The organism is Pseudomonas sp. AC169 (assembly GCF_979258515.1).
Window position 1 is genome coordinate 3042591 of the sequence record NZ_OZ409866.1, and the last position, 20580, is coordinate 3063170.

A 20580-nucleotide genomic window follows, 5' to 3' on the forward strand; every position below is an offset into this window, starting at 1 on the left:
CCCATTCAAAAAGCAGGAGTCATTCAATGGCCAAAATCAGTGTTGAGCGTGCTCACAACCTGGGCAAGGAAGCGGCCCGCGAGAAGGCCGACAAACTGGCGCAGAAACTCTCCGAGCAATATGGCCTGGAGCCGCAGTGGTCCGGCGACACCCTGAACCTCAAACGCTCGGGTGTGAAAGGCGCGGTGCATGTGGCGGACGATTCGATCAAGGTCGATGTGGAACTGGGCATCATGATGTCGGCCATGAGCGGCATGATCAAAGCCGAAATCGAGAAGGCCCTCGATAAAGCTTTGGTCTGATCGCGTTTTTTCGGTAACCCGAGATCCCCTGTGGGAGCGAGCTTGCTCCGGGCGGCGATCCGACGAAAGCGTTGTATCAGCCAACATTTCCGTGACTGACACACCGCATTCGCGAGCAAGCTCGCTCCCACATTTGTTTTATGGTGCTCCTGCTGTTCATGTCAGTTGTTAGGGTGCCGTTTCTAATTTTTCTGCCTACTTTGTGCCAGAGCCCGACACTTTCGCGGGCAGTTCCTCAAACCTTCTGCGCGTGAGGTGCACCATGGCCAAAGTTATTTTGAAGAAAAAAATCGACGCTTCGACTTCTGCTCTGAGCGACGTCAAATCCTATGCCCGCAAGATCTGGCTGGCAGGTCTGGGTGCCTACGCCAAGGTCGGCCAAGAGGGCAGCGAGTACTTTCAAGAGCTGATCAAGGCTGGTCAAACTGTTGAAAAGAAAGGCAAAAAAGCCGTCACCGAAAAACTCGAAGCGGCCAACGCCGAGATCGATGAAGCCAAGGGCGAAGTGAGTTCTTTCAAAGGTCGTGTCGAAGTTCAACTCGACAAGGTCGAGAAGGCGTTCGACTCCCGCGTAGCAAGCGCCTTGAATCGTATCGGCATTCCGTCTAAACATGACGTTGAGACACTCTCTGCTAAGCTCGATGAGCTGACGGCATTGCTCGAACGCGTCGCGCGTAAATCTTAAGGAGAACGGGATGGCTGGTAAAAAGAACACCGATAAAGAAGGCAGCTCGTGGATCGGGAAAGTCGAAGACTACTCCCGCAAAATCTGGCTGGCTGGTTTAGGCGTGTACTCGAAGATCGACACTGACGGCAGCAAGCTCTTCGATACATTGGTCAAAGACGGCGAGAAAGCCGAGAAGCTCACCAAGTCCGCAGTCGGCAAAAAAGTCGACGCTGCCAAGGACTCTGCCTCTTCGGCAAAATCGCGCATCAGCGGCGTGAAAGATCGTGCACTGGGCAAGTGGGACGAGCTGGAAGGGGCTTTCGACAAGCGCCTGAACAGTGCGATCTCGCGCCTGGGCGTACCGAGCCGCAATGAGGTCAAGGCACTTAACAGCAAGGTCGACACGCTGACCAAACAGATCGAGAAACTCACCGGTCTGAAAGCCCAGCCTGTGGCGGCGAAAACCGCAGCAGCAAAACCGGCAGCCAAAACCGCAGCGGCCAAACCAGCGGCAAAATCCGCTGCCAAGCCACTGACAAAAGCGGCGGCTAAACCCGCAGCAAAAGCAGCGGCCAAGCCTGCAGCGAAAACCGCTGCCGCCAAGCCAGCAGCCAAAGCAGCCGCCAAACCGGTTGCCGCCAAAGCCGCAGCCAAACCAGCAGCAAAACCAGCGGCCAAAACTGCAGCGAAACCCGCCGCCAAGCCAGCCGCGAAAACCGCTGCCGCCAAACCGGCTGCCAAGCCTGCGGCCAAACCGGCAGCGGCGAAGAAGCCTGCAGTGAAAAAACCGGCCGCGCCGAAAGCCGCAGCGCCGAAGCCAGCAGCACCTGCTGCAGCCAAGCCGGCCACCCCGGCAGTTCCGGTGAGCGCGTCGAACTCCGCCGCCGCACCGACTCCGGCGGCTACCCCGACTGCTGCATCGACCCCGTCGACGCCAACCAGTCAGTCCTGATTTTACAGGGCAAAACAAAACGCCCGGCCTGTGAAGGTCGGGCGTTTTTGTATCTGAATTCCAACAGCCCCTCACCCCAGCCCTCTCCCGGAGGGAGAGGGGGCCGATTGTGGGATGCTTCAGCCTTACACCGACCTGAAAGTGTCGTATTGAATCCATAATCGACTGGATTTTTCAGGTCGCCGTATAGCGCAAGACGATAAGGTCAGTCCCCTCTCCCTCCGGGAGAGGGCTAGGGTGAGGGGCTCTTGAGTTCAGTCGTGGTCTTCGAGGTATTGCAGGGCCATCCGCTCCGTGGCGACCTTAACCGGCGGCAACAGATGCGGCGCTACCAGCATCATGATCTGATAAACCACCAACCTCACCTCACCCTCACGATCCAGAATCCGCTGATAGTCCAGCGAAAACAGCAGCGTCATGGTGATCTGCTCCACCAGTTGCCCTAACGCCTGCGTATCACTGACCAACTGCCCCCCAGCCTTCAAGCGCGCCAACAGCGATGCCAGCGTACGCTTCAACGCATTGAGCAGATGACGAATGCCTTTGGCCAGCTTCGGCAAGCGTCCGGCCAGGTTCGACAGGTCCTGAAACAGGAACCGGTACTGCGCCAACCGCTCCACAATCAAATGCAAAAACAGCCAGTAATCCTCCGGCGCCAGTTCCACATCCGCCGGCGGATCGAGCAGTGGTGCCAGTTCATTCTGGAAGCGTTCGAACAACCCGAGAATCAACGGCTCCTTGCCGTGGAAGTGGTAGTAGAGGTTGCCCGGGCTGATGCCCATTTCGTTGGCCACCTCCATGGTGGAGACGTTCGGCTCGCCCTTTTCGTTGAACAGTTGCAAAGCACATTCGAGAATCCGGTCGCGGGTTTTCATCCAGTCTTCTTAGAAAAGTTCGGTTAAGCGTCAGCGCACGCGCACGTAAGTCCCGGGCGCGGCCTCCATCGGTGGATAGTTCGGGTTGCCGAGGGTAAAGCTGGTTTCGTGTTGGGCGCCGGAGCGTTCCTGAATCCACGTCAGCCACTGCGGCCACCAACTGCCGTCGACATGCTTGCCGTCGTAGTACCAGGCGCGCGGGTCGCTGCTCATTTTGCCGTTCTCGACGTACGCGGCTTTCGGATTGCTCGGCGGGTTGAGGATGCTCTGCACATGGCCGCTGTTGGACAGCACAAAGCGTCGCTCGCCACCGAGCAGCAGGGTCGAGCGATACACCGCGTCCCACGGCGTGATGTGGTCATTCATGCCGGCAACGCTGAAGCTGTCGACGGTAACTTTCTGTAGATCAATCGGCGTGCCGCACACTTCCAGCCCGCCCGGATGGGTCAGCGGGTTGTGCTTGAAGAAGTCCAGCAGGTCGCCGTGAAACGCAGCGGGCAGGCGGGTGTTGTCGTTGTTCCAGTAGAGGATGTCGAAGGCCGGCGGCTCTTTGCCCAACAGGTAGTTGTTGACGAAGTAGCTCCAGATCAAATCGTTGGGGCGCATCCAAGCGAACACCTTGGCCATGTCGCGACCGTCGAGCACGCCTTTCTGGTACGAGCGGCGCTTGGCCGCCTCAAGGGTTTGTTCGTCGGCAAACAGCGTGGCTGAGGTTTCGATTTCACTGTCGAGCAGGCTGACCAGATAGGTTGCGCTGGAGACGCGGCGCAGTTGGCGCTTGGCCTGCAGGTGACCTTGCAGCGCGGCGATGGTCAGCCCGCCGGCGCAGGCGCCCATCAGGTTGACCTCGCGGGCGCCGGTGATCGCCCGGCAGATGTTCATCGCTTCTTCCACGGCTTCGACGTAGGTCGACAGGCCCCATTCGCGATGGCGCACATCCGGGTTGCGCCAGCTGATCATGAAGGTCTGCAGGCCGTTCTTCAGTGCGTACTGGACGAAACTGTTCTGCGGGCTGAGGTCGAAAATGTAGTACTTGTTGATTTGCGGCGGCACCACCAGCAGTGGCTTGGCGTACTGTTTTTCGCTCATCGGTTTGTACTGGATCAGCTCAAGCATCTCGTTGCGAAACACCACCGAGCCGGTGGTGGTAGCGACGGTCTTGCCGACCTCGAAAGCCTGTTTGGTCACCTGCCGAGGCAGGCCGTCGTTGTGCAGCAGATCATCGAACAAATGACTGAGCCCACGCACCAGGCTGTGCCCACCGGAGTTGAACAGCTCCTTGACCGCCAGCGGGTTGAGCAGGGTGTTCGATGGCGCCACCGCGTCGTTGAGCAAGGTGAAGGCGAAGTGCGCGCGGGCACGATCGTCATCGCTCATGTTACTTTCATCAATCCAGCTTTTGACCTGCTTTTGCCAGGCCAGATAGGCCTGCAGGCTGCGCCGGTAAAACGGATTGAGGCTCCATGCCGGGTCAGCGAAACGGCTGTCGTTCGGATTGGTCGGGTGCAGGGTTTCGCCGAGCAGCACGCGGCCCAATTGGCCGCCGAGTTTCAAGGCGTGTTTCGCACTGTGAATCGGGTTGCGCAGGCCATGGGCGGCGACGCTCCGCAAGGTCGAGATCAGGTCCCGCCCACGTAGGCCGGTGATCGCACTTTGTGCGTTGATGAACACGGCGGGACTGGGCACTACGCCCGTCGCTGGTTTGTCACGCATGACTCAACACTCCTTCGTCTTCAGGCCAAAAACAAACTCACCGAACCAGAACACCATAGACGCTGTTGTGGGTTGCTGCCTGCGCGGCGTCCTGCCGCGCACTCTTTGCCAAAGGCCTGCATAAAGCCTGCCGCCGGGGTTAACCGCCGAGCGGTGTCGGATGCGGGTGCATCACCGCGCGCTGACGTTCCTCCTGGAGAAACTTCATGATGATCGGCGCCACCGCTTCGGCGCGGGTAATCAGAAACAGATGACCGTCATCGATGATGTGCAGTTGCGCGTTGGGAATGCGCCAGGCGAGCATGCGCATGTTGATCAATGGGATCAGCGGGTCGTCGTCGCCGGCCAGCACCAGCGTTGGCTGATGGATCTTGTGCAACCAGTGAATGCTGGTCCAGCCGAGGCCAGCGAACAGTTGCCAGTAATAACCGAGCTTGCCGGCCGAACGCACTTTTGCCGCGTGGCTGGCGGCGAGGGTCGGGTCGCGGCGGAACGAGCCGCCATAGATCAGCGGGGCGATGCGGATCACGTGGGAAGGCTGAATGTAGCGCCGCGGACTGGCCATCATCCACAGCACTTTCGGCTTGCCCGGCACCATCACTGCCCCGGCAGCGGTCGCCGCCAGCACCAGTTTCTTGCAGCGCTCCGGGTAGTCGTAGGCGAACTGCTGCGCGAGTGCGCCACCCCACGACACGCCGATGACGTTGACCTGACCGTAGTCGAGGTAATCGAGCATCCGCGCCGTCAGCTTGGCCAGACCGGGAAAGCGATACGGCCGGTTCGGCGTCGAGGAACCGCCGACACCGGGCACGTCGAAGGCGATCACCTCCAGATCCGGGTCCAGGGCCGCGACAAACGGAAACACCAGCTCCAGGTTGGCGCCGATGCCGTTGAAAATCAGCAAGGGCGTCAAGTGAGGCTTGCCGGGGCGTACCGCCGTGCGGAGGGTCTGACCATCCAGATCGACGGTGCGGAATATGAACGGTTGCGGCATGCGTCAGGCCCTTCGGGTTAGAGTGGAGCAGCGACAAGCCGCAAGCTTCAAGCAGAACCTGCTCAGCTTGCGGCTTGTCGCTTGTGGCTTGCCGCTATCTTTCATGTACGTACGTGCCCGGCGATGCTTCACCCGCCGGATACGCCTTGTTGCCCAGTTTCAGCGGGGCCTTTTTCAGGTTGCCCGAGCGCTCGGCCTGCCACGCCTGCCAGTACAGCCACCAGGAATCGGTGTGCTTGGTCGAGTTCTCTTGCCACTCATCGGCGTTGGCCGCCATTTCTTCGCCGGTCATGTAACGCGATTTCGGGTTGCCCGGCGGGTTCAGAATGCTCTGGATATGCCCGCTGCTCGACAGCACGAATTCGACCTTGCCGCCAAACAACTGCGCCGACTTGTAGCAGGACTTCCACGGCGTGATGTGGTCGTTGGTGCCTGCCAGCGAGAAGATGTCGGCGGTGACCTGCTTGAGGTCGATCGGCGTGCCGCACACTTCCAGTGCATTGGGGCGAATCAATGGATTGTTTTTGAACATCTCGATCAGGTCGCCGTGGAACGCGGCGGGCAACCTTGTGGTGTCGTTGTTCCAGAAGAGGATGTCGAACACCGGCGGCTCGTTGCCCAGCAGGTAGTTGTTGACCCAGTAGTTCCAGATCAGGTCATTCGGGCGCATCCACGCAAAGACCTTGGCCATGTCTTTGCCTTCGAGCACGCCGGCCTGGTACGAGTGGCGCTTGGCGGTCTCCAGGGTCTGCTCGTCGACGAACAGGGCGACGTCGCTGTCCAGCGTCGTGTCGAGCACGCTGACCAGCAGCGTGAGGGCATTGACCTTCTTCTCGCCGATCGCCGCGTAGTGGCCGAGCAGGGCGGTACAAGTGATGCCGCCGGAGCAGGCGCCGAGCATGTTCACGTCTTTGCTGCCAGTGATCGCGGTAACCACATCGACCGCTTCTTTCAGCGCATCGATATACGTCGACAGGCCCCACTCACGCTGGGCCTTGGTTGGGTTGCGCCAACTGACGATGAACGTCTGCACGTTATTGCGCAGGCAGAAACGCGCCAGACTTTTGTCCGGGCTCAAATCGAATACGTAGAACTTGTTGATCTGCGGCGGCACCACCAGCAACGGGCGCTCGTGGACTTGCTCGGTGATCGGCTTGTACTGGATCAGCTCCAGCACGTCGTTGCGAAACACCACCGCGCCTTCAGTGACACCGAGACTCTTGCCGACCTCGAACGCGCCCATGTTGACCTGGCTCGGCATGCCGCCGTTGTGTACCAGATCCTTGGCCAGATGCGAGAGGCCATCGAGCAGGCTCTTGCCGCCGGTTTCGAAGAAGCGTTTCACGGCGGCCGGGTTGGCGGCGGTGTTGGTCGGGGCCATGGCTTCGGTCATCAGGTTGATGACGAAGTGGCCGCGGGCGATGTCTTTGGGTGACAGGCTGCTGTCATCGATCCAGGAATGGAGTTCCTTGCGCCACGCCAGATAAGTTTGCAGATAACGTTTGTAGAGCGGGTTCTGGCTCCACGCAGGATCGGCGAAGCGACGGTCATCGCCAGCCGGTTGCAGTTCGGATTTGCCAAACAGCACGTTCTTCAGTTCGAGGCCGAAATGGGTGACGTGCTTGACGCTATGGATCGGTTGTTTAATGGCCTGTTTCAGCACCATACGAGCAGAGGCCAGCAGATCCTTTCCGCGTAGCCCAACGACGGGATTAAGCCCCAGGGTGTTTTCCGAGGCTTGGTACTTCAGGTCATCGTTATTCTTGTTACTCATCTACGACGCTCCATTGTCCTGAGACGAGTACCCGGTTTTCTGCTGTGCAGTTCCACAGCCAATGCCAGGTACTACTGCTCGGGTGACCGTTAATTCTGCATAGCTGCTTTACAGTCGTAGAGCACTGCAGGGAACTTGCCAGCTCCATTGGTTACCCGAGTTTAATTTTTTTCGCAAGCAGCCGATCCTCGACCACTTAAGCGGAGCATTCAAACAGATGAATTTAGAAAATGCCCTCTAATGAGCGCAACGCTCGGACTAGAGCATCAGCTTGACGATCGACTCGTTCGGATCGCGGGTTTTTCCGGCGGCTTTGAGCTCGGCCAGATAATCGGCCCAGAGTGCGTCATGACGTCGCCCCAGCTCGTAGAGATAATCCCAAGTGAACAAGCCGCTGTCGTGACCGTCGTCGAAGGTCAGTTTCAGTGCGTAGTGACCGGCCGGTTCCAGCTTGCTCAGGCCGACGTTGATCTTGCCGAATTGCAGGATCGGCTTGCCGTGGCCCTGGACCTCGGCGGAGGGGGAATGCACGCGCAGGAATTCGGCGGGCAGGGTGTATTCCTCGCCGGACGCGTAGGTGAGCGTCAGGGTTTTCGAGGCTTTGTGCAGTTTGATGTCGGTGGGAATCATAAAAACAGCCCTGAGCTACAAGCAACAAGCTGCAAGCTTAACTCAGCCCGCAGCTTGTCGCTTGCAGCTCGGAGCTTGCCGCTCTACAGAATGTAGCGGGACAGGTCTTCGTTCTGCGCCAATTCGCCGAGGTGGCTGTTGACGTATTCGTCGTCGATCAGAATCGGCTTCTCATCGTGGGTGCTGGCCAGATCGCCGGCGCTGAACGACACCTCTTCAAGCAGACGCTCAAGCAGTGTGTGCAGGCGACGGGCACCGATGTTCTCGGTCTTCTCGTTGACCTGCCAGGCGATCTCCGCCAGACGCTTGATGCCTTCGGGCTGGAACTGAATGTTCAGGCCTTCGGTCTTCAGCAGCGCGCAATATTGCTCGGTGAGCGAGGCGTGCGGTTCGCTGAGGATGCGTTCGAAGTCCGAGGGGCTCAGCGCTTTGAGTTCAACGCGAATCGGCAGACGACCTTGCAGCTCAGGCACCAGATCGCTCGGCTTGCTCAGGTGGAACGCACCGGAAGCGATGAACAGGATGTGGTCGGTTTTGACCATGCCCAGCTTGGTGTTGACGGTGCAGCCTTCGATCAGCGGCAGCAGGTCGCGCTGTACGCCTTCACGGGAGACATCGGCGCCGCCAACATTGCCACGCTTGGCGACTTTGTCGATCTCGTCGATGAAGACGATGCCGTGCTGTTCAACCGCTTCCAGCGCTTTCGCCTTCAGCTCTTCTTCATTGACCAGACGCCCGGCTTCTTCGTCGCGCACCAGTTTCAGGGCTTCTTTGACCTTGAGCTTGCGTGCCTTCTTCTTGCCCTTGCCCATGTTGGCGAACAGCGACTGCAACTGATTGGTCATCTCTTCCATGCCGGGCGGCGTGGCGATCTCGATGCCGGCCACTTCGGCGACTTCGATCTCGATTTCCTTGTCGTCCAGCTGACCTTCGCGCAGGCGCTTGCGGAACAGCTGACGAGTGTTGGAATCAGAGCTCGGCGCTTCTTCGTTACTGAAACCCATGCGGGCCGGCGGCAGCAGCGCGTCGAGGATGCGATCCTCGGCAGCGTCTTCGGCGCGATGGCGCACGCGGGACATTTCCTGCTCGCGGAGCATTTTGATCGCGGCGTCGGCCAGATCACGGATGATCGATTCGACGTCGCGGCCAACGTAGCCGACTTCGGTGAACTTGGTCGCTTCGACCTTGATGAACGGCGCGTTGGCCAGTTTCGCCAGGCGACGGGCGATTTCGGTTTTACCGACACCAGTCGGGCCGATCATCAGGATGTTTTTCGGGGTCACTTCAACGCGCAGCTCTTCAGGTAGCTGCATGCGGCGCCAGCGGTTGCGCAGGGCAATCGCGACGGCGCGCTTGGCATCGTCCTGGCCGATGATGTGGCGGTTGAGTTCGTGGACGATTTCGCGGGGAGTCATGGACATAATAGTTGACGGTCCTCAAGCAGAAACAAGCCGTGGCACAGGGCCGCGTCAGGCTTATTCAGCGAGATCCTGCTCCTCAATGGTCTGGGTGTGGTTGGTGAATACACAGATGTCGCCGGCGATGCCAAGGGCGGTTTCGACGATTTCGCGTGCCGACAGGTCGGTCTTTTTCAACAGGGCGCTGGCCGCAGCCTGCGCGTAACCGCCGCCGGAACCCATGGCGATCAGGCCGTCTTCGGGTTCGACCACGTCACCGTTGCCGGTGATGATCAGCGAAGCGTCTTTGTTGGCGACGGCGAGCATGGCTTCGAGGCGGCTCAGGGAGCGGTCGGTGCGCCATTCTTTGGCGAGTTCGACAGCGGCGCGCACCAGGTGGCCCTGATGTTTTTCAAGCTGGCCTTCGAAACGTTCGAAGAGGGTAAAGGCGTCGGCGGTGGCACCGGCAAAACCGGCGATGACCTGGCCGTGGTACAGGCGACGAACTTTTTTCGCGTTGCCTTTCATCACGGTATTGCCGAGAGAAACCTGGCCGTCGCCGCCCATGACGACTTTGCCGTGACGGCGAACTGAAACGATGGTGGTCAAGGGAAGAGTCTCCACACAGCGGGGCGAAAGTGCCTTATGCCCATTCATATGGGGGTGCTGGAGAGGATTTCAACCGGAGAGGGTGCGGAGGGACGAACGGCGGGGACTGATCAGGGATATGTGGTGTGGCAAACATTGCCTTCGCGAGCAGGCTCGCTCCCAAAGGGACAGCGCATATCCTGTGGGAGCGAGCTTGCTCGCGAAGAACGATGAAGCGGTGACTCTGACGAAATCAGCGGCTCTGGCGTTGTTGTAACAACAGGTTGCTGAAGCCGGCCCCGGCCAGTTGTTTCTGCGCAGTAGTCAGCTGTTCACGGTTGCTGAACGGCCCGACCAAAACGCGGTACCAGGTTTCATCCTTCACTGTGCCGGACTCAACCGCCACCGCCTGACCGAGCAGAATGATCTGCGCGCGGACCTTGTCGGCATCGGTTTCCTTGCGGAACGAGCCAGCCTGCAGGAAGAACTTCGTCACCGGCGCGGCTTTGCTCACCGGCGGTGCTGGCGGCGGGGTAATCCCGGCCAAGGCTGCCTGAGCGCGCGCGGTGTCGATCTTCGCCGCTTCTGCCGGTGTCACCGGCGTGGTCGGGATGGCCGGCACTTGTGGCGTCGGCAAAGTCTTCTCCGGCACCGCGTCCGGCGGCACGATCACTTCCGATTCTGGCAACAGTGTGTAGAAGTCGTACTTCGGCTTGACCGGCTGAGTCGGGCTCGGCGGGGTCTTGTTGGCCTCGGCGATTTTCGACGCTTTCTGCTGTTGCGCCTGCTCGACCTTCTCACGCTTGACCGTGTCGCTGCCCTTGCCCGGCTCCAGCTTCATCAGAAACACGATGAACGCGCCGACCGTGAGGCCGATGGCCATCCACAGCCAACCCGGAATCGGTTGCTTCGCAGGAGCTTGGTAACGGCTGGCGCCACGCTTGGGTGCAGGTTTTTTCTTGGCAGCCAACTTACATACGCTCCAGAGTTTCCAGACCCAACAGCTCCAGGCCTTGCTTGAGGGTGCGACCGGTCAGCGCGGCCAGACGCAGACGGCTCTGCATCTGGGCCGGGGTTTCGGCGGCGAGGATCGGGCAGTTCTCGTAGAAGCTGGAGAACAGGCCGGCAACGTCGTACAGATAAGTGCAGAGAATGTGCGGCGTGCCTTTGTCGGACACGTTGTTCAACACTTCACCGAACTGCGCCAGTTTTGCCGCCAGCTCTTGCTCGTGGGCCGCTTCCAGCACGATCTGGCCATCGACTTCGCTGAAGTCCTTGCCCAATTTGCGGAATACACCGGCCACACGGGTGTAGGCATACAGCAGGTACGGCGCGGTGTTGCCTTCGAAATTCAGCATCAGGTCGAAGTTGAAGCTGTAGTCGCTGGTGCGGTGCTTCGACAGGTCGGCGTATTTCACTGCGCCGATGCCGACGACTTTGGCGATGTTGCGCAGCTCGTCTTCAGCCAGCTCCGGGTTCTTCTCTTTGACCAGGGTGTAGGCACGTTCCTGCGCTTCGGTCAGCAGGTCGATCAGCTTCACGGTGCCGCCGTCACGGGTCTTGAACGGACGGCCGTCGGCGCCGTTCATGGTGCCGAAGCCCATGTGTTCCATTTCCATCGGATGAGTGACGAAACCGGCTTTGCGCGCCACGGCGAACACTTGCTGGAAGTGCAGAGCCTGACGCTGGTCGACGAAGTACAGCGCGCGATCGGCTTTCAGTTTGCCGCTGCGGTAGCGCACGGCGGCGAGGTCAGTGGTGGCGTAGAGGTAGCCGCCGTCAGCCTTGACGATGATCACCGGCAGCGGGTCGCCGTCAGCATTCTTGAACTCGTCGAGGAACACGCACTGGGCGCCGTTGCTCTCGACCAGCATGCCCGCCGCTTTGAGGTCGTTGACCACGTTGATCAGGTCGTCGTTATAGGCGCTTTCGCCCATCACGTCGGCCATGGTCAGTTTGACGTTGAGCAGTTCGTAGATCTTCTGGCAGTGCGACAGCGAGATGTCCTTGAACTTGGTCCACAGCGCCAGGCACTCGGCATCGCCGGCCTGCAGCTTGACCACCAGGCCACGGGCGCGGTCGGCGAACTCTGCGGATTCGTCGAAACGCTGCTTGGCGGCGCGGTAAAAGTTTTCCAGATCGGACAGCTCGTCGCTGGTGATCGGGTTTTCCTGCAGATAGGCCATCAGCATGCCGAACTGGGTGCCCCAGTCGCCGACGTGGTTCTGCCGGATCACTTCGTCGCCGAGGAATTCCAGTACGCGGGCCACGCCGTCGCCGATGATGGTCGAACGCAAGTGGCCGACGTGCATCTCTTTGGCCAGGTTCGGTGCCGACAGGTCGACCACGGTGCGCTGCGCCGGGCCAGCCTTGCGCACGCCAACATGGGCATCAGCCAATGCAGCGTCGAGACGCGAGGCCAAAGCCTGGTTGTTCTGGAAGAAATTGATGAAGCCCGGGCCGGCGATTTCGGCCTTGGTGACGTTCTCGTCACCCGGCAGTGCGGCGATGATTTTTTCCGCCAGATCGCGCGGTTTCATGCCCGCAGGCTTGGCCAGCATCATCGCGATGTTGCTGGCGAAGTCGCCGTGGGTCTTGTCGCGGGCGTTTTCCACCTGAATCGCCGGCGTCAGGCCTTCAGGCAACACACCTTCGTTGACGAGTTGGGTGAGGGCTTGTTGGATCAGCTGGCGAATGGTGTCTTTCATGGTCTTCTCTTTCGACCGCAAGCGCGGCGGGCGCATCGATGCGCGGGTGGAAAAACTGGGCATTATCCGTTGCGAAGACGGGCTTGCCAACCTTAGCAGGCAGCTTATGGATATGTGGTGACAAATAGAGAGCTTTCGCGAACAAGGGGCGACGCAATCCCTGTGGGAGCGAGCCTGCTCGCGAAGGCTATCTCTCTTTCAATACAAATCTACAGGGTCGACATCCAGCGACCAGCGCACCGCCCGCCCACTTGGCATCTGCTCCAGCACCAGCAGCCAACTGGCCAGCAATCGATGCAACGGTGCCCGCGCCGTCGCCTGCAACAACAACTGTGCGCGATATCGGCCCGCGCGGCGTTCCATTGGTGCCGGCACTGGCCCAAGCAATTCAATCCCGCTCAGATTCTGTTCAGCCAACAGGCGCTCAGCCTCGCTGCACGCCTCATCGAGAAACCCTTCAGCCTGCCCCGGCTTGTGCGCTTCGGCGCGCAACAGCGCCAAGTGCGCAAACGGTGGCAGCCCGGCCGCACGACGTTCGCTCAAGGCCTGCTCGGCAAAGGCGAAATAGCCCTGCTCGGTGAGTTGCACCAATAAAGGATGATCGGCGAGGTGGGTCTGGATGATCACCTTGCCCGGCTCTTCGGCCCGCCCGGCACGACCAGCAACTTGCACGATCAACTGCGCCATGCGCTCGCTGGCGCGGAAGTCGCCGGAGAACAAACCGCCGTCGGCGTCCAGAATCGACACCAGCGTCACTCGCGGAAAGTGGTGACCCTTGGCCAACATCTGCGTGCCAACCAGAATGCACGGCTGGCCCTTCTGAATCGTCGCGAACAGCTGGTTCATCGCGTCCTTGCGCGAGGTGCTGTCGCGGTCGACGCGCAGCACCGGGTAATCGGGGAACAGAATCGCCAGCCGTTCTTCGGCACGTTCTGTGCCAGCACCGACCGGGCGCAGATCGACCTTGTTGCACTTCGGGCACTGGCGCGGCGTGCGCTCGACGTAGCCGCAGTGGTGGCAGCGCAACTCTCCGTAGCGCTGATGCACGGTCATCCGTGCGTCGCAGCGCGAGCACTCGGACATCCAGCCGCAATCGTGGCACAGCAACGTCGGCGCAAAACCGCGACGGTTGAGGAACACCAGCACCTGCTGACCATTGGCGAGGGTCTGGCCGATGGCTTGCTGCATCGGCCCGGAAATACCGCTGTCGAGTGGACGACTTTTTACATCGAGGCGTAGGAAGCGTGGTTGCTTGGCACCGCCGGCACGTTCATTCAGGCGCAGGAGACCGTAACGTCCGGTGTAGGCGTTGTGCAGGCTTTCCAGTGATGGTGTCGCAGAACCGAGCACGATCGGGATGTTTTCCTGCCGTGCGCGAACCAGCGCCAGATCGCGGGCGTGGTAACGCAGCCCTTCCTGCTGTTTATAAGAGCCGTCGTGCTCTTCATCGATGATGATCAGACCGGGGTTCTTCATCGGCGTGAACAGCGCCGAGCGGGTGCCGATAATGATGTCGGCCTCGCCATCGCGCGCCGCGAGCCAGGCATCGAGGCGCTCGCGGTCATTGACTGCCGAGTGCAGCAGGGCGATCCGCGCATTGAAACGCTGCTCGAAGCGCGCCAAAGTCTGCGGGCCGAGGTTAATCTCCGGGATCAGCACCAGCGCCTGTTTGCCGGCTTCGAGGGTTTCGCGGATCAGTTGCAAATAGACTTCGGTCTTGCCGCTGCCGGTGACCCCGGCCAGCAGGAACGCGTGATAGCTGTCGAAACCGGCGCGGATCGCCTCGTAGGCGGCGCGCTGTTCGCTGTTGAGCGGCAATTCCGGTTGCGCCAGCCAGTGTTCGTGGCGTGCGCCGGGTGCGTGGCGGCGGATTTCCACTTGCACCAGACCTTTGGCCAGCAGCAGGTCGAGACTGTCTTTGCTCAGCATCAGTTTGCTTAACAGTTGATGAGCAACGCCATGGGGATGCTGAGCCAGCGTCGCCAATGCTTCACGCTGGCGCGGGGCACGGGCGATGCGCGGATCCTCAAGGCTGGCGCCGGGGGTTATCGACCAAAAGCGTTCCTGCCGGGCCTCGGCCAGTTCGCCCTGACGCAGCAGTACCGGTAACGCCCAACTCAGGGTATCGCCGAGGCTGTGCTGATAATACTGCGAGGTCCACAGGCACAGCTTGAACAGCGCTGGCGGCAGCGGTGCTGTGGCATCCAGCAGGGCCAGCGCCGGTTTGAGTTTCTCCACCGGCACTTCGCTGGTGTCCGTGACCTCGACCAGAATGCCGATCATCTCGCGCCGGCCGAACGGCACCCGCAGGCGCATGCCCGGCTGCAATTGCTCGCGCAGCACGCCGGCCGGCGCTCGATAGTCGAACAGGCGGCGCAGGGGCGAAGGCAGGGCAAGGCGCAGAATGGCGTCGGGCACGCGGGGGGATCTCGATAAACGCAAAAGAAGGGCTGAGCGCAGATCAGTTGTGGGAGCGAGCATGCTCGCGAAGGCGGTGTATCAGGCGCTTAAACATTGACTGACACAACGCATTCGCGAGCAAGCTCGCTCCCACAGAGGAATGCGTTCAAGGTCGGGAGCCTAGCAGACGGTCGGTCTCGGTGACAGCTTGCGTGATTGAAAAGGTCTGGTAGAATCCGCGGCCTAATTACGTGCGGTATTCAACAATAGTGTTGGGTGGCGGCACGCTAGCTGAGGAAGACACCATGAAAGCTGATATCCACCCGAATTACCCAGTCATCGCTGTAACCTGCAGCTGTGGCAACAAGTTCGAAACCCGTTCGACTTTCGGCAAAGCTCTGCCAATCGACGTTTGCAACGAATGCCACCCGTTCTACACCGGTAAGCAGAAGACTCTGGACACTGGCGGCCGCGTTCAGCGCTTCGCAGACCGTTTCGGTGCTTTCGGCAAGAAACCTGCTGCTGCAGAGTAAGGTTGAAGGGCCCGGTGGGCTTTTCCTCGTTGCTGAAAAAGGCGTCCCTCGCGGGCGCCTTTTTTGTATCTGCGATTTGGCTGTCCGGCGCGCAGGCCTTTTGCCCGGCGCCTGCGGGGCTGACCAGCGTCACGGTGCAGCGGGTGGTCGATGGCGACACTCTGCGCCTGAGCGACGGTCGCAGTGTGCGGATGATCGGCCTCAACACGCCTGAGTTGGGCAAGCAGGGTCGCGGTGATGAGCCCTTCGCGGTGGCAGCACGCAAGCGCCTGCAAACGCTGGTCGATGCCAGCGGCGGACGCGTCGGCTTGCTCCCCGGCACGCAAGCCAAAGACCACTACGGGCGTACGCTCGCGCATATTTACAGCGCCAGCGGCGCCAATCTCGAAGCGCAAATGCTCGCCGATGGCCTGGGTTTCCAGGTCGCCGTTGCACCGAATGTCGATCTGGTCGCCTGCCAGCAGGCCGCCGAACGCAGTGCGCGAAAGGCCGGACTGGGCCTCTGGCGGCAGTCGCCTGTACTGAAAGCGGAGCAGATCCAGCGCTCGGGCTTCGCCGTGATCAGTGGGCGTGTGAGCAAGCTTCAGCGCAATCGTGGCGGAATCTGGATCGAGTTGCAGGATGCGCTTGTATTGCGCGTTGCACCCAATCTGGTCGGACAATTCGACAATGCCCGTTTGCAGGCTCTGAAAGGCAAGCAGATCGAGGCGCGCGGCTGGATCGTTGATCGTTCGCGACGCGGTGGGCTGCAATCCGGTCAGTCACGTTGGCTGCTTCCGCTAACCGACCCTTCGATGCTGCAAACGCCGCGCTAAAGAAAAATTGTAGACATTTTTTCTGTCGATTGTGAACAGTCCAGCCCTTATGCGCCGTGGCTCTTGGCCCAAAGTCGTAGGGCAGGGCGCTTGACAGGGGTGACCGCTCAGTCTTGTGGGGACTTTGCGAGGCGCGTATCCTCGCTGACCAGTCTGTCCAACAGTAAAAAGCGGAATGCCAAAATGTCTGATCTGAAAACTGCCGCTCTCGAATATCATGCCAATCCTCGTCCAGGGAAGCTGAGTGTCGAGCTCACCAAGGCCACTGCTACCGCTCGCGACTTGTCGCTGGCCTACAGCCCCGGCGTAGCTGAACCAGTGCGTGAGATCGCTCGCGATCCTGAACTGGCCTACAAATACACCGGCAAGGGCAACCTGGTTGCAGTCATTTCCGATGGCACCGCGATTCTCGGCCTGGGCAACCTCGGCCCATTGGCTTCCAAGCCAGTGATGGAAGGTAAAGGCGTTCTGTTCAAGCGCTTCGCCGGCATCGACGTTTTCGACATCGAAGTCGACTCCGAAAGCCCGCAAGCCTTCATCGACACCGTAAAACGCATCTCCATCACCTTCGGTGGTATCAATCTGGAAGACATCAAGGCGCCAGAGTGCTTTGAGATCGAACGTGCTCTGATCGAGCAGTGCGACATTCCAGTATTCCACGATGACCAGCACGGCACCGCGATCGTGACCGCTGCGGGCATGATCAACGCCTTGGAAATCGCTGGCAAAACCCTGCCTGACGCGAAAATCGTCTGCCTGGGCGCCGGCGCTGCCGCCATCTCCTGCATGAAATTGCTGGTGAGCATGGGCGCTCGCATCGAAAACATCTTCATGGTTGACCGTACCGGCGTGATCCACTCCGGCCGTGACGACCTGAACCAGTACAAAGCAGTATTTGCTCACGCTACCGACAAGCGCACTCTGGCTGACGCACTGGCAGGCGCTGACGTGTTCGTCGGTCTGTCCGGCCCGAACCTGCTGAGCGCTGAAGGCCTGCTGTCGATGGCGGCCAACCCGATCGTGTTCGCGTGCTCGAACCCGGATCCGGAAATCTCCCCGGAACTGGCGCACGCCACCCGTAGCGACGTGATCATGGCCACCGGCCGTTCCGACTACCCGAACCAGGTCAACAACGTACTGGGCTTCCCGTTCATTTTCCGTGGTGCTCTGGACGTTCGCGCCAAGCGCATCAACGAAGAAATGAAAGTGGCTGCCGCCAACGCCCTGCGTGAACTGGCCAAGCTGCCTGTTCCACAGGACGTGTGCGATGCCTACGGCGGTGCTCCGCTGGAATTCGGCCGTGAATACATCATTCCGAAGCCAATGGACAAGCGCCTGATCACTCTGATCTCCGACGCAGTGGCAAAAGCTGCGATCGAGACTGGTGTGGCAACCCTGCCGTATCCGAAGAACTACCCGCTGAAAAGCGTGGATGACGTGTTCAACGGCTAAGCCGTTGTAGCGCTTCAAGCGAAAGCCCCGGCTCGTGAGAGTCGGGGCTTTTTATTGTCTGGAGATCAAAGGCCCCTCACCCTAGCCCTCTCCCGGAGGGAGAGGGGACTGACCGTGGGATATTCGCGAGATACACCGACCTGAAAGTGCATTAGCGCCTATAGATTCAACACAGCAGGTTCAGGTCGGCATCACTTCCCAGCATCCCCCAATCAGTCCCCTCTCCCTCCGGGAGAGGGCTAGGGTGAGGGGCTCTTGATCTTCAGCCATAAAAAAGCCCCGCACTTCTCACGAAGGCGGGGCTTTTCAGTAGCTGCGGATCAGAACAAATCGATCGGCGCCTGCTCATCCGCCGGCAGCGGACTGCCTGGCGCTGTGCCATTGCCCAGTTCATTTACCGACGGCGGCGTGTCCTCGGACTTGAACAGCTCGAAGTACGCGCCCGGCGTGCTCGGTGTCGCCGCACGGCCGCTGACCGGATCCACGCGCAGACTCAACAAACCTTCCGGCTCAGGCTGCACGTGCGGCGGCTTGTCCTTCAGCGCAGCCGACATGTAGTTCATCCAGATCGGCAGCGCAACAGTGCCGCCGAACTCGCGACGCCCGAGGCTTTCCGGCTGGTCGAAACCGGTCCACACCGTGGTCACGTAATCGGCGTTGTAACCGGAGAACCACGCATCTTTCGATTCGTTGGTGGTACCGGTTTTGCCGGCGATATCGCTGCGGCCCATGGCCAGTGCGCGACGGCCGGTGCCGAGCTTGATCACGTCCTGCAACATGCTGTTGAGGATGTATGTGGTGCGCCCATCGACGATACGTTCCGCCACGGCGGGTGCTTGTGGCACAACTGCGTTGCCCGGGGCTTCGCCCGGAACCGGCGCGGCATTGACCGTGAACGATTGAGTATCCGGCGCAGCGATACCGTCCGTCGCCGAGCCACCCTGAGGCACGGTCGGCGGATTGGCGACGAACAGCGTGTCGCCATTACGGCTTTCAATCTTGTCGATGATGTACGGGGTGATCTTGTAGCCGCCGTTGGCGAATGTGCTCCAACCGGTGGCAATCTCCATCGGCGTCAGCGTTGCAGTGCCCAGCGCCAGCGACAGGTTCGGCGGGAGATCCTGCTTGTTGAAGCCGAAACGGGTGATGTAGTCGATGGTCTTGCCCACGCCCATCGCTTGCAGCAAGCGGATCGATACGAGGTTACGCGACTTGTACAGCGCCTCACGCAGGCGAATCGGGCCGAGGAAGGTGTTGGTGTCGTTTTTCGGACGCCAGACCTTGTCCAGGTACTCGTCGACGAACACGATCGGCGCGTCGTTGACCAGCGTGGCAGCGGTGTAGCCGCTGTCTAGCGCAGCGCTGTAGACGAACGGTTTGAAGCTCGAACCCGGCTGACGCTTGGCCTGCATGGCACGGTTGTAGTTGCTCTGCTCAAAGGCGAAACCGCCGACCAGCGAGCGAATCGCACCGTTCTGCGGATCCAGCGACACCAGCGCACCTTGCGCCTGCGGGATCTGGCTGAATTTCAGCGAATTGTCTTTCTGGCGCTGGACACGAACCAGATCGCCGACCGCCGCGACATCCGACGGCTGGCGCGGATTGGCGCCCATGCTGTTGGTGTTGAGGAACGGCCGCGCCCATTTCATGGTGTCCCAGGCGACGTGCTCTTCGCCGGTGCGGGTCAGCACTTGCAGGCCGTTCTTGTCGACCTGGGTGACGATGGCCGGCTCAAGGCTGCTGATCGTGCGCTGCTTGGTCAGTTCGCTCGCCCAGGCTTCGCGGGTCTTGCCCGGCAGGCGCGACTCGGGGCCGCGGTAGCCGTGACGCTGGTCGTAGGTCATCAAACCTTCGTGCAGCGCGGTGTTGGCCATTTCCTGCAGGTTGCTCGGCACCGTGGTGGTGACACGGAAACCTTCGGTGTAAGCGTCGCTGCCATAACGGCCGACCATTTCGGCACGGGCCATTTCGGCGATGTACGGTGCATTCACTTCCGGGGTCGGCACGTGATAGCTGGCGTTCAGCGGTTCGTTGATCGCGGCGGTGTAATCCGCTTCGCTGATCTTGCCGAGCTTGTACATGCGCCCGAGGATCCAGTCACGACGCTCTTTGCTGCGCGCCGGGTTGGCCAACGGGTTGAAGCGCGACGGCGCTTTCGGCAGGCCGGCGATCATCGCCATCTGCGCCAGGCTGACGTCACGGATCGACTTGCCGTAATACACCTGCGCCGCCGCCTCGATGCCGTAGGCGCGGTTGCCCAGGTAGATCTTGTTCACGTACAGCTCGAGGATTTCATCCTTGGTCAGCTGTCGTTCGATCTGCAGGGCCAGCAGAATTTCGGTGGTTTTGCGCGAGAAGCTGCGTTCGCTGGTCAGGAAGAAGTTCTTCGCGACCTGCATGGTGATGGTGCTGCCGCCGGACTGAATGTGTCCGCTTTTGACCAGTTGGGTCGCGGCGCGCATCAGGCTGCTCGGATCGACGCCGTAGTGGTTGGCGAAGTTGTCGTCTTCAGCACTTAGTAACGCATTAATGAAATTGGGGGGAATGTCGGCGAAACGGATCGGCGTACGGCGCATTTCGCCAAATTCTGCGATCAACTTGTTGTCGCTGGAGTAGACCCGCAGCGGAATCTGCAACTGAATGCTTCGCAGAGCCTCCACAGACGGCAAACCCGGACTAAGGTAAAGAAACGCGCCGCTGAGACCTAAAAGCAGTCCGCAGAAAACGGCGACGATGGACCAACCGAAAAATTTCAGCAGACGAATCAAGGCGTTTGGACA

Annotated in this window: 18 protein-coding genes; 7 read left to right on the plus strand and 11 right to left on the minus strand. The window is 60.3% G+C overall.

All coding sequences use genetic code 11. The features are described from left to right. Positions 1–26: 26 nt before the first annotated feature. From ACZZ0G_RS13800 to ACZZ0G_RS13810, 3 genes are all read left to right on the plus strand, one after another. Positions 27–302: a polyhydroxyalkanoic acid system family protein gene (locus ACZZ0G_RS13800; protein ID WP_122599417.1), complete on the plus strand. Its 276-nt coding sequence runs from the start codon at positions 27–29 to the stop codon at positions 300–302. 262 nt (positions 303–564) lie between these two features. Beyond that, a complete protein-coding gene (locus ACZZ0G_RS13805) occupies positions 565–987 on the plus strand; it encodes a phasin family protein (RefSeq protein WP_116029249.1) in 423 nt (140 codons plus the stop codon). A gap of 10 nt (positions 988–997) precedes the next feature. Then, complete coding sequence (locus ACZZ0G_RS13810) at positions 998–1921, plus strand: phasin family protein (protein WP_463556490.1); 924 nt, start codon at positions 998–1000, stop codon at positions 1919–1921. Positions 1922–2175: 254 nt separating this feature from the next. Here ACZZ0G_RS13810 and ACZZ0G_RS13815 read toward each other — a convergent pair whose 3' ends face one another. The 9 genes from ACZZ0G_RS13815 to argS form a co-directional block, all read right to left on the minus strand. Beyond that, positions 2176–2796: a TetR/AcrR family transcriptional regulator gene (locus ACZZ0G_RS13815; RefSeq protein WP_122855557.1), complete on the minus strand. Its 621-nt coding sequence runs from the start codon at positions 2794–2796 to the stop codon at positions 2176–2178. A 30-nt stretch (positions 2797–2826) separates the two neighbouring features. Next, positions 2827–4509 (minus strand): class II poly(R)-hydroxyalkanoic acid synthase, encoded by a 1683-nt coding sequence (gene phaC, locus ACZZ0G_RS13820; protein WP_463556491.1) that lies wholly within the window; start codon positions 4507–4509, stop codon positions 2827–2829. A 139-nt stretch (positions 4510–4648) separates the two neighbouring features. Further along, positions 4649–5503: a poly(3-hydroxyalkanoate) depolymerase gene (gene phaZ / locus ACZZ0G_RS13825; RefSeq protein ID WP_007909378.1), complete on the minus strand. Its 855-nt coding sequence runs from the start codon at positions 5501–5503 to the stop codon at positions 4649–4651. A 94-nt stretch (positions 5504–5597) separates the two neighbouring features. Next, a complete protein-coding gene (phaC, locus tag ACZZ0G_RS13830; RefSeq protein WP_463556492.1) occupies positions 5598–7277 on the minus strand; it encodes a class II poly(R)-hydroxyalkanoic acid synthase in 1680 nt (559 codons plus the stop codon). Between the two features lie 258 nt (positions 7278–7535). Further along, positions 7536–7907 (minus strand): gamma-butyrobetaine hydroxylase family protein, encoded by a 372-nt coding sequence (locus ACZZ0G_RS13835; RefSeq protein WP_463556493.1) that lies wholly within the window; start codon positions 7905–7907, stop codon positions 7536–7538. A gap of 83 nt (positions 7908–7990) precedes the next feature. After that, on the minus strand, positions 7991–9328 hold the full coding sequence (gene hslU / locus ACZZ0G_RS13840; protein ID WP_463556494.1) for an ATP-dependent protease ATPase subunit HslU: 1338 nt from the start codon (positions 9326–9328) through the stop codon (positions 7991–7993). Positions 9329–9382: 54 nt separating this feature from the next. Beyond that, positions 9383–9913 (minus strand): ATP-dependent protease subunit HslV, encoded by a 531-nt coding sequence (hslV, locus tag ACZZ0G_RS13845; protein WP_016984593.1) that lies wholly within the window; start codon positions 9911–9913, stop codon positions 9383–9385. Between the two features lie 232 nt (positions 9914–10145). Beyond that, positions 10146–10862 carry an SPOR domain-containing protein gene (locus ACZZ0G_RS13850; RefSeq protein WP_007909385.1) on the minus strand — a complete coding sequence of 239 codons (717 nt, stop codon included), beginning with the start codon at positions 10860–10862 and terminating at the stop codon, positions 10146–10148. Between the two features lies 1 nt (position 10863). Continuing rightward, the gene (gene argS / locus ACZZ0G_RS13855) at positions 10864–12600 is read right to left on the minus strand and encodes an arginine--tRNA ligase (RefSeq protein WP_463556495.1); all 1737 of its coding nucleotides are present in this window, start codon (positions 12598–12600) and stop codon (positions 10864–10866) included. Here argS and ACZZ0G_RS13860 point away from each other — a divergent pair. After that, positions 12599–12721 carry a hypothetical protein gene (locus tag ACZZ0G_RS13860; protein WP_256579857.1) on the plus strand — a complete coding sequence of 41 codons (123 nt, stop codon included), beginning with the start codon at positions 12599–12601 and terminating at the stop codon, positions 12719–12721. The genes argS and ACZZ0G_RS13860 overlap by 2 nt on opposite strands. A 77-nt stretch (positions 12722–12798) precedes the next feature. On the opposite strand, the gene ACZZ0G_RS13865 is transcribed toward ACZZ0G_RS13860, so the two are convergent. Next, positions 12799–15018 carry a primosomal protein N' gene (locus ACZZ0G_RS13865; protein ID WP_463556496.1) on the minus strand — a complete coding sequence of 740 codons (2220 nt, stop codon included), beginning with the start codon at positions 15016–15018 and terminating at the stop codon, positions 12799–12801. A 287-nt stretch (positions 15019–15305) separates the two neighbouring features. Between ACZZ0G_RS13865 and rpmE the strand changes: the two genes are divergently transcribed. The 3 genes from rpmE (at position 15306) to ACZZ0G_RS13880 (ending at position 17800) form a co-directional block, all read left to right on the plus strand. Further along, positions 15306–15533, plus strand: coding sequence for a 50S ribosomal protein L31 (gene rpmE, locus ACZZ0G_RS13870; protein WP_016984589.1), 228 nt, complete (start codon positions 15306–15308; stop codon positions 15531–15533). Between the two features lie 14 nt (positions 15534–15547). After that, the gene (locus ACZZ0G_RS13875) at positions 15548–16348 is read left to right on the plus strand and encodes a thermonuclease family protein (protein WP_463556497.1); all 801 of its coding nucleotides are present in this window, start codon (positions 15548–15550) and stop codon (positions 16346–16348) included. A gap of 183 nt (positions 16349–16531) precedes the next feature. Then, positions 16532–17800 (plus strand): malic enzyme-like NAD(P)-binding protein, encoded by a 1269-nt coding sequence (locus ACZZ0G_RS13880; protein WP_007909407.1) that lies wholly within the window; start codon positions 16532–16534, stop codon positions 17798–17800. Positions 17801–18120: 320 nt separating this feature from the next. Here ACZZ0G_RS13880 and ACZZ0G_RS13885 read toward each other — a convergent pair whose 3' ends face one another. After that, the gene (locus ACZZ0G_RS13885; protein ID WP_463558857.1) at positions 18121–20565 is read right to left on the minus strand and encodes a penicillin-binding protein 1A; all 2445 of its coding nucleotides are present in this window, start codon (positions 20563–20565) and stop codon (positions 18121–18123) included. Between the last annotated feature and the right edge of the window lie 15 nt (positions 20566–20580).

What these genes read in the sequence shown, in the direction of transcription:
- ACZZ0G_RS13800 (WP_122599417.1), top strand. Translation starts at nt 27, where the DNA reads ATGGCCAAAATCAGTGTTGAGCGTGCTCACAACCTGGGCAAGGAAGCG.
- ACZZ0G_RS13805 (WP_116029249.1), top strand. Translation starts at nt 565, where the DNA reads ATGGCCAAAGTTATTTTGAAGAAAAAAATCGACGCTTCGACTTCTGCT.
- ACZZ0G_RS13810 (WP_463556490.1), top strand. Translation starts at nt 998, where the DNA reads ATGGCTGGTAAAAAGAACACCGATAAAGAAGGCAGCTCGTGGATCGGG.
- ACZZ0G_RS13815 (WP_122855557.1), bottom strand. Translation starts at nt 2,796, where the DNA reads ATGAAAACCCGCGACCGGATTCTCGAATGTGCTTTGCAACTGTTCAAC.
- phaC (WP_463556491.1), bottom strand. Translation starts at nt 4,509, where the DNA reads ATGCGTGACAAACCAGCGACGGGCGTAGTGCCCAGTCCCGCCGTGTTC.
- phaZ (WP_007909378.1), bottom strand. Translation starts at nt 5,503, where the DNA reads ATGCCGCAACCGTTCATATTCCGCACCGTCGATCTGGATGGTCAGACC.
- phaC (WP_463556492.1), bottom strand. Translation starts at nt 7,277, where the DNA reads ATGAGTAACAAGAATAACGATGACCTGAAGTACCAAGCCTCGGAAAAC.
- ACZZ0G_RS13835 (WP_463556493.1), bottom strand. Translation starts at nt 7,907, where the DNA reads ATGATTCCCACCGACATCAAACTGCACAAAGCCTCGAAAACCCTGACG.
- hslU (WP_463556494.1), bottom strand. Translation starts at nt 9,328, where the DNA reads ATGTCCATGACTCCCCGCGAAATCGTCCACGAACTCAACCGCCACATC.
- ACZZ0G_RS13860 (WP_256579857.1), top strand. Translation starts at nt 12,599, where the DNA reads ATGGTCTTCTCTTTCGACCGCAAGCGCGGCGGGCGCATCGATGCGCGG.
- argS (WP_463556495.1), bottom strand. Translation starts at nt 12,600, where the DNA reads ATGAAAGACACCATTCGCCAGCTGATCCAACAAGCCCTCACCCAACTC.
- rpmE (WP_016984589.1), top strand. Translation starts at nt 15,306, where the DNA reads ATGAAAGCTGATATCCACCCGAATTACCCAGTCATCGCTGTAACCTGC.
- ACZZ0G_RS13880 (WP_007909407.1), top strand. Translation starts at nt 16,532, where the DNA reads ATGTCTGATCTGAAAACTGCCGCTCTCGAATATCATGCCAATCCTCGT.